Below are 14282 nucleotides of genomic sequence, written 5' to 3'. Positions count from 1 at the left end.
GATTCTCGGGCTTGCCGCCTTCCTGCGACTCGAATTATTGAGTGTATAGGTCACTCCACCAGCAATAATTTATAAAGCGGTTGATTCTCTTCAACCAAATCGGCCAGGGTGTAGTTATCCAGTTCCTTGAGAAAACTGTTTACGGCCTTAGCAAGCGCCTGTTTTAAACGACAGGCGGGCGTAATGTGGCAAAAATCGCTGCTGCAGTTCACCAGCGATAACGGTTCAAGTTCGCGAACCACATCACCGATGATAATAGTGTTGGCAGGTTTGCCCAGACGAATGCCACCGTTTTTTCCGCGTACAGCGTCTACAAAGCCTGCACGGCTTAGCTGGTTGATAATTTTAACCATATGATTACGCGACACGCCATAGACCGCTGTTACCTCAGAGATACTGGTCATTCGACCGTCCGGCAGCGATGCCATATAGATTAGCGCACGCAATCCGTAATCGGTGAAACTCGTTAACTGCACATCAACCTCAACGCAGGGAATAAATACAGAAATACGCTAAATCATTCAGGTTGCATCGCGGCGGCAACTGAGTGACCCCTGGGAGCTTACACAAGTAAGTGGCCTGGGTGAACGAAGGCAGCCAACAAAGAGGCAGCTTGAATGATGACGCATATTTATATTGATGATAAACCAGCCAGCCATCTAGCGGTTAATTAATTTAAGCGGAAAGGCGGAAAGCAAGGACAAGGGGCGCTATGAAAGCGCCCCTGACATGATTATGCGTCGAACGGGTCGCGCAGGATCATGGTTTCAGTACGGTCAGGTCCGGTTGAAATGATATCAACAGGCACTTCGGTCAGTTCTTCGATACGTTTGATGTAGTCCAGCGCCGCCTGCGGCAAGCCACTTCTTTCTTTCACACCAAAGGTGGTCTCAGACCAGCCCGGCATGGACTCATAAATCGGCTCGATACCTTCCCAGTCGTCGGCTGCCAGCGGCGTGGTCGTCACTTCGCGGCCATCCGGCATACGGTAACCGATGCAGAGTTTGACCTCTTTCAGGCCATCCAGCACGTCCAGTTTGGTCAGACAGAAACCAGACAGGGAGTTGATCTGCACCGCACGGCGTACCGCGACGATGTCCAGCCAGCCGGTACGACGACGACGACCGGTGGTCGCGCCAAACTCGTTACCCTGCTTGCAGAGAAACTCGCCGGTTTCGTCGAACAGTTCGGTTGGGAATGGACCTGCGCCAACACGGGTAGAGTAAGCTTTGATAATACCCAGGACGTAATCGACGTAACGCGGACCGAGACCGGAACCGGTCGCCACGCCACCTGCGGTGGTGTTGGAAGAGGTCACGTACGGATAAGTACCGTGGTCGATGTCCAGCAGGGTGCCCTGGGCACCTTCGAACATCACGAAATCACCACGCTTGCGTGCCTGATCCAGCAGGTCAGAAACGTCAACAACCATTGCGGTCAGGATGTCGGCAACCGCCATGACATCATCCAGCACTTTCTGGAAATCAACGGCTTCAGCTTTGTAGAAGTTCACCAGCTGGAAGTTGTGATATTCCATCACTTCTTTCAGTTTTTCGGCGAAGGTCGCTTTGTCGAACAGGTCGCCAACGCGCAGGCCACGACGGGCCACTTTATCTTCATACGCAGGACCGATACCACGACCGGTGGTCCCGATAGCTTTCGCACCGCGCGCTTTTTCACGAGCAACGTCCAGCGCGACATGATAATCGAGGATCAACGGGCATGCTTCAGAGAGCAGCAGACGTTCGCGAACCGGGATACCACGGTCTTCCAGTTCTTTCATCTCTTTCATCAGCGCAGCAGGAGACAGCACAACACCGTTACCGATGATGCTGGTCACATTGTCACGAAGAATACCTGATGGAATAAGATGGAGGACGGTTTTTTCACCGTTGATTACGAGAGTATGGCCTGCGTTGTGACCGCCCTGGTAGCGTACAACATATTTAGCCCGTTCAGTCAGAAGATCGACAATCTTCCCTTTACCTTCGTCACCCCATTGGGTGCCCAGTACGACGACGTTGTTACCCATTTTTCAAAATCACCGTTTGCTTAAAAAAGGATTCTACCACCGCTTTTTCAGAGATACAGCACTTTTTCCAGGCAAATTCCGGCGAAATGGGCTAAGTCACCGTCAGGCAATCGTTTTACTCAACATGTAGTAGATAACGATGCCCGCAACCACAAGTCCACCGCCAAAACGACGCAAAATATGATCCGGCAACTGTGAAAGTGCGGCAACCATTTTGCGCCAGGCCTGCGGATAGAGCATCGGCCCGAGCCCTTCAAGGACCAACACCAGCGCAAGCGCCAACCAAATTGTTGAGTTCATGATTCATCCTGATAAAAGAAAACCACCGCCAGTGCGGTGGTTTTTTCACTAAAGAGACTGCCTCAGAGTTTAACGCGTTGCGCTGGACGGTGTCTTCATGTAGCGGAAGAAATCGCTGTCCGGGCTGAGCACCATCACATCCTGATTACTCTGGAAGCTGGCCTCATATGCACGCAGGCTACGGATAAAGGCGTAGAAATCCGGATCCTGGCTGAATGCGTCGGCAAACAGTTTCGCCGCTTCGGCATCCCCTTCACCGCGCATGATGCGACCCTGACGCTCGGACTCGGCCAGCGTTTTGGTCACTTCGTAATCCGCAGCAGCACGCAGTTTTTCTGCCTCTTCCTGACCCTGTGAACGGTGGCGACGGGCAACCGCTTCACGCTCAGCGCGCATACGGTTGTAAATCGCATCAGACACTTCAGCAGGCAGGTTGATTTGTTTGATGCGCACATCAACCACTTCAATCCCTAACGCCGCCATACTGTTCGGATTGACCACTGGCACTTTGCCGTTGGTTTCCGCCACCACGCGCTCAGCGGCTTCAGCGATAGCGCTGTCGGCTGCTGGGGTTGCCACTTCATCATCACCACCGGACGTACCGGTGTTCAGCGCATCACGTACTTCGATAGTCAGACGACCACGAGAATCAGTCACGATGTCTTTCACATCCAGACGACCAATTTCGGAACGCAGACGGTCAGAGAACTTACGTTTCAGCAGCACTTCGGCCTGGGAGACGTCACCGCCGCCGGTTGCCAGATAGTAACGGCTGAAATCGCTGATACGCCATTTGATGTAGGAGTCAACGATCAGGTCTTTCTTCTCTTTGGTGACGAAGCGGTCGGCCTGGTTGTCCATGGTCTGAATGCGCGCATCCAGCGTTTTTACTGACTCAAGGAACGGCACTTTAAAGTGCAGACCCGGGGCATACACCAGCGGTTTGTTTTCGTCGTCACGAACGACTTTACCAAATCGCAGCGTAATACCGCGCTCACCCTCTTTCACCACAAATACTGAGGCGTAGAGACCTACCAGCACGATGATGATTAACGCAATTACTGACTTACGCATCGTTATTCCCCCTGACGCTGGTAGTCGTTACGCTGCGCGTTAGCACGGCGTTGGTCCATGATATCGCCATCGCTTGTGGCCGGTGCGCTGCTGTTCCCGCTGGCACTACTGCTCGAGCTTGACGCAGGTGGCAGACGTAACAGGCTATCGGCACCACTGCCGTTACTCTTTTTTGCAGGGGCGGCACTGCCACCTTTCAGCATCTGATCGAGAGGAAGAACCATCAGGTTGCCCCCTTTATCGTTGACCAGTACTTTACGGGTATGGCTCAGCACTTTCTCCATGGTCTCGATATACAGACGTTCACGGGTAATTTCCGGTGCAGCTTTATACTCAGGCAGCAGCTTCGCGAAGCGAGCCACTTCACCCTGCGCTTCAAGCACAGTCTGAGTTTTGTAGGCACGCGCTTCTTCGAGGATACGCTGCGCCTGACCGTTTGCACGTGGCTGCACTTCGTTGGTGTACGCTTCAGCTTCACGGATGTACTGCTGTTCGTTCTCACGGGCAGCAATCGCATCGTCAAACGCCGCCTTCACCTCTTCCGGTGGGCGAGCGGCCTGGAAGTTGACGTCCAGCAGGGTAATACCCATGTTGTAAGGACGAATGGTCTCTTCCAGCTCACGCTGGGTATCGCTACGAATAACGGTACGACCTTCGGTCAGAATACGGTCCATGGTGTATTTACCGATAACCCCACGCAGGGCGCTGTCGGTTGCCTGACGCAGACTGTCATCCGGGCTGGTGACGCTGAACAGGTATTTTTGTGGATCGGTGATGCGGTACTGCACGTTCATCTCAACGCGCACCACGTTCTCATCGGAGGTCAGCATCACGCCGGAAGCCGCAAGTTCGCGAACCGCTTCCACGTTCACCGGTGTAACTTCATCGACAAACGTCGGCTTCCAGTTAAGACCAGGCTCAACCAGATGACTAAATTTACCGAAGCGCGTCACAACGCCGCGTTCTGCTTCTTTAATGGTATAGAACCCGCTGGCCGCCCAAATGATGACCACCGCTGCCGCAGCAATGCCGACAATGCGTCCGCTCATTGGCGCACGTGGCCCCTGAGTCGAACTGCTGCCACCGTTGCCTGAGCCACCTTTTCCGCCTCCCAGGCTACCGAGCTTTTTGCTCAGCTTGCGGAAGATATCATCCAGATCGGGAGGTCCCTGCTCGCGACCACCTTTGTTTCCATTTCCCCCAGAGTTGCCGCCTTGATTATTGCTGCTTCCCCACGGGTCGCGGTCTTGTCCGTTATTACCGGGCTGATTCCACGCCATGTATATGCTCCATATTTGTTATGCGGTGATACCCGTCATACTTCTAGCTGCATCTTTGTTGGCTGTGTTCACTTACCTGAATCGCTTAGTTTACTAAGCTCACCGGGATTCATTCACTTACCGCCTCGATGCAACTCGAATTATTGTGTGTATATACCCATATTGCCGGGTATAAAGGCGAATAATCTTCAGGCTAACTGGCTATCAGACGATATAGTCTGCCAGCGCAGGTTCTTGCTTGCAGAGGCGACGCCAGTCCACGATCGGCAGTCGAACTTCCAGACCGACGCTACCGTCCTCCTCCATCCACTCTTTTTCTATCGCCTGAAGCTGATAAAACCGGCTTCGTAAACGCCCTTCCTGCGGCGGTAAGCGCAGCGTGTGCTGGGCTACCTCACCGGAAAGTCGTTCCGTTAATGCCTGGAAAAGCAGTGGAACACCGACCCCGGTCTGCGCAGATAACCAGACCCGAATCGGTTTATTTTCTTCATCACGGTCAATACGCGGCTCAAAATCTTCCAGCATATCGACCTTGTTCATGACCAACAGCATCGGAATGTCATCGGCTTCGATTTCATCGAGAACCACATTCACTGCATCAATATTTTCCTGCAAGCGCACGTCGGCAGCGTCGATCACATGCAACAGCAATGTCGCCTGACGTGTCTCCTGCAAAGTAGCTTTAAACGCAGCCACTAAATCATGCGGCAGATGGCGGATAAACCCTACGGTATCCGCCAGCACCGTATCACCGACATCGTCGACGGTAATCCGGCGCAAAGTCGGGTCGAGCGTCGCGAAAAGCTGATCCGCGGCATACACCTGCGCTTGCGTAATCTGATTAAACAGCGTCGACTTCCCGGCGTTGGTATAGCCCACCAGTGACACGGTCGGAATATCGGCTTTGGCTCGCGAACGGCGTCCTTGTTCGCGCTGCTTCTCAACTCTCTCCAGTCGGGAGAGAATTTGCATAATACGATTGCGCAGTAAACGACGGTCAGTTTCGAGCTGGGTTTCACCCGGGCCACGCAAACCAATCCCGCCTTTCTGTCTTTCAAGGTGGGTCCAGCCACGCACCAGGCGCGTCGCCAGATGGCGCAACTGCGCCAGCTCAACCTGCAGTTTCCCTTCATGGGTACGGGCACGTTGAGCAAAAATATCGAGAATAAGACCGGTACGATCGATAACCCTGCATTCGCACAAACGCTCCAGGTTTCGTTCCTGGGCCGGACTTAGTGCATGGTCGAATAAGACAACGGATGCGCCCGTTGCTTTAACGGCTTCCGCAATTTCGACAGCCTTACCTTCACCAACAAAATACTTTGGGTGCGGCGCTTTACGGCTACCGGTAATCACCTGCATTGCTTCGACACCGGCGGAAGAGACCAGGGATTCGAACTCCTGAAGGTCTTCCATATCTTTGTCTTGCGAAAAATAGATGTGTACCAGCACCGCCTGCTCACCGGCGTCATAACGGTCAAACAAGCGTTATATCTCCTAAAAGACCAGCGGGGAACCGAAAAACCAGGCTCCCCGACATGGAAAAACAGCCATCAACCTTATTCGGTTTCTTCGCTGTCTTGCGGCGCAGAAGAAGACTGCGCGTTGCTACCGTGATGGTAGTTACTACCAGTACCGCCGCCAGCATTGTTGCTATGATGAGAGACCGGACGAGACGGAACCACTGTAGAAATTGCGTGCTTATAGACCATCTGGCTGACCGTGTTTTTCAACAGGATCACGAACTGATCAAAAGACTCAATCTGACCTTGCAGCTTAATACCATTCACCAAATAAATAGAAACTGGAACACGTTCCCGACGCAGTGCGTTCAGAAACGGATCTTGTAAAGATTGCCCCTTAGCCATTCTCTTTTCCTTATATGCTTGTTTTACCCACGGTTTTCAGGGTGTTACCCACAAACTTCGGGCTTGTACTTAGAACCTTGCGATTCTGAAAATTGCGCACGATACGTCTTAATTTTACACGTTCAGCCCAGACCCGCACCAACTACCTGTAACACATCGTTGAACGCCTGTTCAGGTTGCTCACTGTCTAACCAGTGAACGCCATCCCAACCGCGCAACCAGGTAACCTGACGCTTGGCCAACTGTCTCGTGGCGCAAATACCTCTATAAACCATTTCATCATATGAGATTTCGCCTTCAAGGTATGACCACATCTGGCGGTATCCCACACAACGAACGGAAGGCATATCCGTATGCAAATCTCCTCGGGCAAAAAGCGCCCGCACTTCTGCTTCAAAACCCGAAGCCAACATCTGATGAAAGCGCTGCTCGATGCGATGATGGAGCAGTTCACGGCTCGCCGGGGCGATGGCGAACTGATGCACCTGGTACGGCAGAGCGTCTCCTGACGTTTGCGTCAGTTCCGTTAAAGTTTTACCCGAAATGAAAAAAACTTCCAGTGCCCGGGAAAGTCTTTGCGGATCATTTGGATGAATACGCGCAGCCGCTACCGGATCGATGTCCTGGAGTTGCTGATGCAATGCGTTCCATCCCTGCTCTGCTGCCTGTTGCTCAATTTTGGCTCTGACGTCCGGGTCTGCCGACGGTAATGGCGACAGCCCCTCCAACAACGCCTTAAAATACAACATGGTGCCGCCTACCAACAGCGGGATTCGCCCTGCTGCGGTAATCTCTGCCATCTCGGCAAGCGCATCGCGGCGGAAATCCGCGGCAGAATACGTCTGTGCCGGATCGAGAATATCTAACAACCGGTGCGGTGCAGCGGCAAGCTCCGTCGCATCCGGTTTCGCGGTTCCGATATCCATCCCTCGATAGATGAGGGCGGAATCTACGCTAATCAACTCTACAGGCAAAACTTTACGCAGCTCAATTGCCAACGCGGTTTTACCGGAGGCCGTCGGCCCCATCAAAAATATGGCCTTTGGCAGGCTTGCCTCTGTTACATCACTCATTTTTAAGGGCATTCATCGCCGTATTCAGTAAGACGGGTTGTAACAGGCCACCCGGCGGGGCTTTCACCAACTGCGGGCACAGACGTTCGACGTCTGTCAGCATGGCAATCGCCTGCGCCATATTCCACTGCGCATGATCGCTGACGAGGTTGCGCGCCAACCAGTGCGCTACGTTGCTCGCCTCGAATGTTGATTGCTGCGCGAGGTAGCCTATCAGTTCAGGAATCAAGATTTGTAAATTTTGTTGTCTTAAGGGTAAAGGCACCGCTCGCACCGTCACATGCTGCGCTTCTGATTGAATTTCAATGCCTAATTGCCCTAAGACCGGCAGGGACTTTTTCAGCGCCGACTGCTCGTCGGCGGTGACTTTTAAGCGCAGCGGGATCAGCAGCGGCTGCGCACAGACCGGTGAATGTTCCGACGACAGCTGCGCCTGACGCAGCCAGCGCTCGGCCACCGGCAACGCCAGCAGGCTGAGTTGTCCGTCACGCTCCAGCAGCGCACAGTCACCCGCCACAATTGTCAGCACCCGGCCAAAACTGTGACTATGTCCGGCCAGGGTTTCCGCCGCGGGAGTGGGTGCCGTTTTGCGCTCAGCGACCGGGGTTTCCAGCAGTTGCTTGTACAGCGCCCCCTGCTGTTTTTGATAACCCGGCTGGGCGTTAGGCCAGCTTGCGCCCGAAGACGGTGAAGCATAGCGCGGGGCGGTAGGCTCCCGTGCGACAGCGGGCTCCCGCGCAACGGCTGGCTCGGCAAAGTGGTTGCGTCCGGCCGCCACCCGGTTTTCCGGCAGCGTGCGTGGCGCAGGTTGTTCCTCTTCCCCTGCCAGGGCCAGCGGCACATCGAGCTGCTGTTGCAGCACGCTCACCACGCCCTGATAGATAAAATCATGCACCAGCCGCGACTGGTGGAATCGCACCTCATGCTTGGCCGGATGCACGTTCACATCGACCTGATGCGGATCGATAGTCAAATAAAGTACAAATGCCGGCTGTTCCCCGGCACCCAGCTTATCTTCGCAGGCCTGACGAATGGCGTGGTTAATCAGTCGGTCGCGCATCATGCGACCATTGACGTAGCAGTACTGGATTTCAGCGAACTGAGCATGGCTTTGCTGCGGATCGGCAACCCAACCGTGTAACGCTAAATCGCCATGCTGCCACTCGATGGCCAGCGCCTGATCGACAAACGGGGTACCACAGATAGCCGCCAGACGACGCTCTTTCTGCCCGTCCTGCGCCACGGCCCGGTATTGTCGCACCGCTTTGCCGTTATGATTCAGGTTGATCGTGACGTCAAAACGCGCCAGCGCGATACGGCGAATAACTTCGTCGATATGGCTGAATTCGGTTTTCTCGGTGCGCATGAATTTGCGACGCGCCGGAGTGTTGTAGAACAAATCCAGCACTTCCAGCGTGGTGCCGACAGGATGTGCCGCGGGTTTCACGGTCACGTCCATGTCGCGCCCTTCGGCGTAGGCCTGCCAGGCTTCCGGCTGTTCGGCTATTCGGGAGGTGAGCGTCAGGCGTGAAACGGAGCTGATACTGGCCAACGCTTCACCGCGAAAACCGAGGCTAATAATCGCCTCCAGATCGTCAAGCGTTGCGATTTTACTGGTGGCATGACGGGCCAACGCTAGCGCCAGCTCGTCCTTTTTGATGCCGCAGCCGTTATCACGAATGCGGATAAGCTTCGCGCCGCCGCGTTCAATATCAATATCGATGCGGGTCGCGCCCGCATCGAGACTGTTTTCGACCAGCTCTTTCACTACCGACGCAGGACGTTCCACCACTTCGCCGGCGGCAATCTGGTTCGCAAGCTGTGGCGGCAGAATCTGAATCGGCATGACGCGCTCCTTAATTGATTAACGTCCCGCCAGGGCCTGAGGCGCTGGCCGTCTGCGAGGCTTCCCCGCGTGGCCCGCTTTGCAGCGGATGCGCGTTAAAATAGTTGCGCAGCCCGTTGTAAATCGCCTCAGCAATCTGCTGCTGATAGTTGTCGCTACCGAGCAGGCGTTCTTCACTGCTGTTGCTGATAAAACCCGTCTCGACAAGGATCGACGGGATGTCCGGCGAGCGCAGTACGCCAAGGCTCGCATGTTCCGGACGGCGTTTGTGAATATTACCGACGCGCTGCAGTTGGCTCAGCACATCCACCGCCACATCATACCCGACGCGCTGGGAATGGCCGAATTGTAAATCCAGCACCGCCTGGCTCAGGTACGGGTCAGACTGGCTGTTGGCCAGCACATCCCCCGCTCCGCCGAGCAGTTCAGACTGTTTCTCATGTTGCTCCAGCCAGCCTGCCATTTCACTGTTGGCACGACGGTTTGACAGTACCCACACCGACGCGCCGGTGGCATCGCGGTTGGGTGCCGCATCGGCATGGATCGACACCAGGAAGTTGGCATTTTGCTTACGCGCTACGTCGGAACGGCCCATCACTGAAATGAAGTAATCGCCGTCGCGGGTCAGCACGCCTTTAAACATTGGGTCGTCGTTCAGCAGCGCCCGTAATTTGCGGGCGATGGAAATAGTGACGTTTTTCTCTCGGGTCCCGCCCGGACCGATGGCCCCCGGATCCTGGCCGCCGTGACCGGCATCAATGGCAATAATGACTTTATCACCGCTGGCACTGGCGGTTCGCGTCCGCGCGGCGGGTCGTGTTTGGGTGTTGCTGCTGGTGACGCTGGTCATTCTATCGTTTTGTGATTTAAACGGATTGCGGGGCGGGTCAACAGGCCGTGGTGGTGTCACCATCACCGGGGCTTCCACACGTTTCGCTACCACTGGCGGAGGCGGTGGCGGCGCATCGGCGTTAATAGTGAACACCACGGTATAGGTTCCACCGTTTTGCTGTTTCACCGCGCGGGTTTTGCCATCGGCGGTTAAATCCACCACCAGACGCAACGATTGCGCGTCCTTCGGTGTGCCGGAACGAATACTTTTGACCAGATTATTGCCGCTGAAATTCAGCGGTAGCCCCTGGATAACGCCTGTTTGTTGGATATCCAGCGCCACGCTGCGCTTGCCTTCTTGCGAGAAGGAATAATCAGGATCGCCCATAAAACTGAACGTGATGCGGGCCTGCTTATCGCCATTGGACACCTGAATATCGGATAAGCTTGCCGCCGTCGCCTGCAGACAAAACAGCATCATGCCGACCAACCACACACTTTTAACGCGATACATCATCCCGCCATCCCTCAGGTTAACTGGCTAACTGTGCCAGTAAAGACTCACCCAGTGAGGAGACTGCCGTCACGCGCGCCTCTCGCCCTTGTGCCTGGTACTCCAGGTGTATTTCGATATCCGGTTCAGGCAGCACACCCGCGCCCTGTTGCGGCCATTCCACCAGGCAAATGGCATTGTCAGCGAAGTAATCGCGGATCCCCATGAATTCAAGCTCCTCAGGATCCGCAAGGCGGTATAAATCGAAGTGGTACACCATCAGATTCTCAAGGGTGTACGGCTCTACCAGGGTGTAAGTCGGGCTTTTGACGTTACCTTTGTGTCCCAGCGCCTGCAAAAATCCGCGGCTGAAAGTGGTTTTCCCGGCGCCCAAATCGCCGTAGAGATAAATGACGGTTGCGCCTGTGCAGGCCCCGGCAATTCGGTTGCCAAGGTCTAATGTCGCCTGCTCATTGGGTAAGGGAATCACTCGATTTATCATGGTTTACGTCAATCACGTCCGGGTTAACAACACGCTTTAGCGTGAGAAAAAGATCGGTGGCTAACATGCCACGTGTTCCATTGCGCGCGGCCAGTGCATCGGCAGCCGCGCCATGCGCCACACAACCGGCGCAGGCAGCATCATACGGTGAGAGCCGCTGGCCTAGCAACGCGCCAATAATACCTGACAGCACGTCCCCCATCCCGCCGCTAGCCATACCGGCATTGCCGGCATCAACAATGGCGATACCGTGCGCCTCATCGGCGATAACCGTCCCGGCCCCTTTCAGCACCACCACGCCCCCGTAACGTTTTACCAGACGCTGTGCAGAAAGTAAGCGATCGCTTTCAATTTCTGTCACGTTGCAGTTCAACAATCGGGCGGCTTCGCCGGGATGCGGCGTCAGTACGCGATTGTGACGTTTATCCGGATTGATTGCCAGAAGGTTCAGCGCATCGGCGTCCCAGAGCATCGGCTTGCGAACGCTCTCCACTTTACGCAGCGCCTGCTTGCCCCAGGCCTGCTGCCCAAGACCTGGGCCGATCACAATAACGTCCGCCCACGCCAGACCCTCATCGATGCTTTGCGCGGTCAGTTCATGCACCATTAATTCAGGGCGCGCGGTAATAATGGGCCCGACATTTTCACTGCGAGTGAGTACTCGCACTAATCCGGCCCCGGCTCGCAGCGCAGCCTCACCGGTCATGCGAATCGCCCCGGCGGTGCCGTGGTCGCCCCCGATAATCACCACCTTGCCATGGTCGCCTTTGTGCGACGTAGGTCGACGCGGCGGCAGCCAGTGCTCAAGTTGGCTGGCGTCTACCCGTTGAAGCGATGTGGTTTGCGCACTCAGCCAGCTCTCAAGGCCCAGCGCATGATGATGCAGCACGCCGGTCACGTCGCGTGCCTTACCGGTTAACAAACCCGGTTTCAGGGCGATAAAGGTGATGGTGCGCGCGGCATGGATAACGGCCCCCGGCGTAGCACCGGTTTGGGCCAGCAGCCCGGATGGAATATCGAGCGCAATCACTGGGGCCGAATGGGCATTGGCGCGGTCAATCAGGCTGGCGACAGGCTCGCGGGGCGCATTCGTCAGCCCCGTGCCAAGCAGCGCGTCGAGGATCAGATCAACCTCTTCCGGCCAGGGGATATCTGGCGCGTGAATAATCCCCCCGGCATTCAGCCAGGCATCACGAGCTTGCGCCGCTTCTTCCGGCAAGGGTTTATCGCTCTCTAGCGCCAGCAGCGTGACGGTTATGCCTGCCGCCTGGGCCAGACGCGCGACCACGTAGCCATCGCCGCCGTTATTGCCATGACCGCAGAGAATCAACCAGTGGGTTGCTGAAGGAAAGTTGTCGCACGCAACGTCAAACGTGGCAGCGCCCGCGCGCTGCATTAATTCGTAGAGCGTCAGCCCAAGCGCATCAGCGGCTTCTTTTTCGGCGCGACGCAGGCCATCCGCAGACCAGATGGTGTGTGGTATACTTGCGGGGTTTCTCGTCATTCTATGGTCCGTCATGTCACAGCCCCTCGATCTCAATCAATTAGCGCAAGACATCAAACAGTGGGGCACCGAGCTGGGCTTTCAGCACGTCGGTATTACCGATACCGATCTCAGCGCCAGCGAACCCCAACTGCAGGCATGGCTGGACAAACAGTACCACGGCGAGATGGAGTGGATGGCGCGTCACGGCATGATGCGTGCTCGTCCTCATGAACTCCTGCCCGGTACGCTGCGTGTGATCAGCGCGCGGATGAACTATCTGCCCGCGAACGCGGCGTTTGCCAGCACCCTGAAAAACCCCTCACTGGGTTACGTCAGCCGTTATGCCCTTGGGCGTGATTATCATAAGCTGTTACGTAACCGCCTTAAAAAGCTCGGCGAAAAGATTCAGGAGCAGTGTGCCTCGCTGAATTTTAGACCTTTTGTCGATTCCGCGCCTATTCTGGAGCGCCCGATTGCCGAAAAAGCCGGGCTCGGTTGGACAGGTAAGCACTCACTTATCCTCAGTCGTGATGCAGGCTCATTCTTTTTCCTCGGCGAATTGCTTATCGATCTGGCGTTACCGATTGATAAACCGGTAGAAGAAAACTGTGGTCGCTGTGTGGCCTGTATGACGATTTGTCCTACCGGCGCAATAGTAGAGCCTTATACCGTCGACGCCCGTCGCTGTATTTCCTATCTGACTATCGAGCTGGAAGGCGTAATTCCGGAAGAGTTTCGCCCGTTGATGGGCAACCGTATCTACGGTTGCGATGACTGCCAGCTAATTTGCCCGTGGAATCGTTACTCACAGCTCACGGGCGAAGAGGATTTCAGCCCGCGCAAAGCGCTGCACGCCCCGGAGCTTGTCGAGCTGTTTGCCTGGAACGAAGCCCACTTCCTGAAAGTCACCGAAGGATCGCCGATTCGGCGGATTGGGCATGTTCGCTGGCTGCGGAATATCGCCGTCGCCCTGGGAAATGCGCCGTGGAGCGAACGCAATTTACAGGCGCTGGAAAGTCGAAAAGGTGAGCACCCACTTCTCGACGAACACATAGATTGGGCGATTGCGCAGCAAATTGAGAAGCGAAATGCCTGCGTCGTTGAGGTGCAGTTACCGCAGAAACAACGGCTGGTCCGGGTTATCGAAAAAGGTTTACCGAGAGATGCCTGATTCATTCACAGGGTGTGAATAAAAATAAAAATACATTGAAATTCAAGGGCGACAAATTCGTCAAGTGATCGCGATAACAATTTGAAATCTATTTTTTTCTTTGAATATCAATGCATTGAAAAGTGACTATTCACATTCTGAATCAGTTTGAATTTCCAGAGAAAGTCTCAGGGCTGTGGATAAGTCTGTTTACAAGAGTGTGTCAGAGAAAACAAGAATCGTCCCCAACGTCTTTTAACGCTGTGGATAAGATATGAGGAGAGAAGAAAATTTGGAGCGGGAAACGAGACTCGAACTCGCGACCCCGACCTTGGCAAGGTCGTGCT

Annotated in this window: 13 protein-coding genes; 1 reads left to right on the top strand and 12 read right to left on the bottom strand. The window is 55.0% G+C overall.

The features are described from left to right. Window positions 1-50: 50 nt before the first annotated feature. The 12 genes from nsrR to nnr all read right to left on the bottom strand — a co-directional run bounded on the left by nsrR (window position 51) and on the right by nnr (window position 12818). Window positions 51-476, bottom strand: coding sequence for a nitric oxide-sensing transcriptional repressor NsrR (gene nsrR, locus SIK69_RS00065; protein WP_319785109.1), 426 nt, complete (start codon window positions 474-476; stop codon window positions 51-53). A gap of 257 nt (window positions 477-733) precedes the next feature. Beyond that, complete coding sequence (locus SIK69_RS00060; protein ID WP_319628440.1) at window positions 734-2032, bottom strand: adenylosuccinate synthase; 1299 nt, start codon at window positions 2030-2032, stop codon at window positions 734-736. Window positions 2033-2134: 102 nt separating this feature from the next. Beyond that, window positions 2135-2332, bottom strand: coding sequence for a DUF2065 domain-containing protein (locus SIK69_RS00055; protein WP_319785108.1), 198 nt, complete (start codon window positions 2330-2332; stop codon window positions 2135-2137). A 69-nt stretch (window positions 2333-2401) separates the two neighbouring features. Further along, entirely contained in the window at window positions 2402-3406 is a 1005-nt protein-coding gene (hflC, locus tag SIK69_RS00050) for a protease modulator HflC (protein ID WP_319628442.1), read from the bottom strand. Window positions 3407-3408: 2 nt separating this feature from the next. Further along, complete coding sequence (gene hflK, locus SIK69_RS00045) at window positions 3409-4686, bottom strand: FtsH protease activity modulator HflK (RefSeq protein WP_319628443.1); 1278 nt, start codon at window positions 4684-4686, stop codon at window positions 3409-3411. A gap of 204 nt (window positions 4687-4890) precedes the next feature. Beyond that, window positions 4891-6171 carry a ribosome rescue GTPase HflX gene (gene hflX, locus SIK69_RS00040; RefSeq protein ID WP_319628444.1) on the bottom strand — a complete coding sequence of 427 codons (1281 nt, stop codon included), beginning with the start codon at window positions 6169-6171 and terminating at the stop codon, window positions 4891-4893. Window positions 6172-6245: 74 nt separating this feature from the next. Next, a complete protein-coding gene (gene hfq, locus SIK69_RS00035; protein WP_097162736.1) occupies window positions 6246-6554 on the bottom strand; it encodes an RNA chaperone Hfq in 309 nt (102 codons plus the stop codon). A gap of 122 nt (window positions 6555-6676) precedes the next feature. Next, window positions 6677-7627 (bottom strand): tRNA (adenosine(37)-N6)-dimethylallyltransferase MiaA, encoded by a 951-nt coding sequence (gene miaA, locus SIK69_RS00030; protein WP_319785107.1) that lies wholly within the window; start codon window positions 7625-7627, stop codon window positions 6677-6679. Then, window positions 7620-9473: a DNA mismatch repair endonuclease MutL gene (gene mutL, locus SIK69_RS00025; RefSeq protein WP_319785106.1), complete on the bottom strand. Its 1854-nt coding sequence runs from the start codon at window positions 9471-9473 to the stop codon at window positions 7620-7622. The genes miaA and mutL overlap by 8 nt, the downstream gene beginning before the upstream one ends. 10 nt (window positions 9474-9483) lie before the next feature. After that, a complete protein-coding gene (gene amiB, locus SIK69_RS00020; RefSeq protein WP_319628447.1) occupies window positions 9484-10821 on the bottom strand; it encodes an N-acetylmuramoyl-L-alanine amidase AmiB in 1338 nt (445 codons plus the stop codon). 16 nt (window positions 10822-10837) lie between these two features. Continuing rightward, entirely contained in the window at window positions 10838-11299 is a 462-nt protein-coding gene (tsaE, locus tag SIK69_RS00015; RefSeq protein ID WP_319628448.1) for a tRNA (adenosine(37)-N6)-threonylcarbamoyltransferase complex ATPase subunit type 1 TsaE, read from the bottom strand. Further along, a complete protein-coding gene (gene nnr / locus SIK69_RS00010) occupies window positions 11268-12818 on the bottom strand; it encodes a bifunctional ADP-dependent NAD(P)H-hydrate dehydratase/NAD(P)H-hydrate epimerase (RefSeq protein WP_319785105.1) in 1551 nt (516 codons plus the stop codon). The genes tsaE and nnr overlap by 32 nt, the downstream gene beginning before the upstream one ends. Between nnr and queG the strand changes: the two genes are divergently transcribed. Further along, window positions 12817-13956, top strand: coding sequence for a tRNA epoxyqueuosine(34) reductase QueG (gene queG, locus SIK69_RS00005; RefSeq protein ID WP_319785104.1), 1140 nt, complete (start codon window positions 12817-12819; stop codon window positions 13954-13956). The genes nnr and queG overlap by 2 nt on opposite strands. Window positions 13957-14282: the final 326 nt, after the last annotated feature.

Source organism: Scandinavium lactucae (assembly GCF_033843265.1).
GTDB classification, from domain to species: Bacteria; Pseudomonadota; Gammaproteobacteria; order Enterobacterales; family Enterobacteriaceae; genus Scandinavium; species Scandinavium lactucae.
The sequence above is the reverse complement of the archived record's forward strand: the minus strand, read 5'-3'. Positions and strand labels throughout refer to the sequence as shown.

What these genes read in the sequence shown, in the direction of transcription:
- SIK69_RS00060 (WP_319628440.1), bottom strand. Translation starts at nt 2,032, where the DNA reads ATGGGTAACAACGTCGTCGTACTGGGCACCCAATGGGGTGACGAAGGT.
- SIK69_RS00055 (WP_319785108.1), bottom strand. Translation starts at nt 2,332, where the DNA reads ATGAACTCAACAATTTGGTTGGCGCTTGCGCTGGTGTTGGTCCTTGAA.
- hflC (WP_319628442.1), bottom strand. Translation starts at nt 3,406, where the DNA reads ATGCGTAAGTCAGTAATTGCGTTAATCATCATCGTGCTGGTAGGTCTC.
- hflK (WP_319628443.1), bottom strand. Translation starts at nt 4,686, where the DNA reads ATGGCGTGGAATCAGCCCGGTAATAACGGACAAGACCGCGACCCGTGG.
- hfq (WP_097162736.1), bottom strand. Translation starts at nt 6,554, where the DNA reads ATGGCTAAGGGGCAATCTTTACAAGATCCGTTTCTGAACGCACTGCGT.
- miaA (WP_319785107.1), bottom strand. Translation starts at nt 7,627, where the DNA reads ATGAGTGATGTAACAGAGGCAAGCCTGCCAAAGGCCATATTTTTGATG.
- mutL (WP_319785106.1), bottom strand. Translation starts at nt 9,473, where the DNA reads ATGCCGATTCAGATTCTGCCGCCACAGCTTGCGAACCAGATTGCCGCC.
- amiB (WP_319628447.1), bottom strand. Translation starts at nt 10,821, where the DNA reads ATGATGTATCGCGTTAAAAGTGTGTGGTTGGTCGGCATGATGCTGTTT.
- tsaE (WP_319628448.1), bottom strand. Translation starts at nt 11,299, where the DNA reads ATGATAAATCGAGTGATTCCCTTACCCAATGAGCAGGCGACATTAGAC.
- queG (WP_319785104.1), top strand. Translation starts at nt 12,817, where the DNA reads ATGTCACAGCCCCTCGATCTCAATCAATTAGCGCAAGACATCAAACAG.
- nnr (WP_319785105.1), bottom strand. Translation starts at nt 12,818, where the DNA reads ATGACGGACCATAGAATGACGAGAAACCCCGCAAGTATACCACACACC.